A 375-nucleotide genomic window follows, 5' to 3' on the forward strand; every position below is an offset into this window, starting at 1 on the left:
CTCGTCGCGCCGCACGAACAGCGTCTGGTCGCCCTCGACCAGGTCGAGCAGCAGCCGTTCATAGGCGATCCGCCGGCGGCTGTCGGCAAAGGCGTTGGGCATCGAGATGTCGAGCGGCACCTCCCTCAGCCTTATTCCGTCGCGATCGAGCCCGGGCTCCTTCGTCATCAGCAGCAACCGGACATTCTCGTCGGGCTGCAAACGGATGATCAGCCGATTGGGTTGCAGCACCGCGCCCCGTCCGTCGAAGATCGAGTGCGGTACACCCTTGAACTGRATGAAAATCTCCGACTGGCGGCTCGGCAGCCGCTTGCCGGTGCGCAGGTAGAAGGGCACGCCCCGCCACCGCCAATTGTCGATGTTGACCTTCAGCGC

The 375-nt window shown here is 64.4% G+C and carries 1 pseudogene; it reads right to left on the bottom strand.

What is annotated here, in order from left to right:
• A pseudogene (locus ASE22_RS27560) lies at positions 1 to 375 on the bottom strand (glucose-6-phosphate dehydrogenase); the annotation flags it as partial.

It is taken from the genome of Sphingomonas sp. Root720 (assembly GCF_001428605.1).
Taxonomy (GTDB): domain Bacteria; phylum Pseudomonadota; class Alphaproteobacteria; order Sphingomonadales; family Sphingomonadaceae; genus Rhizorhabdus.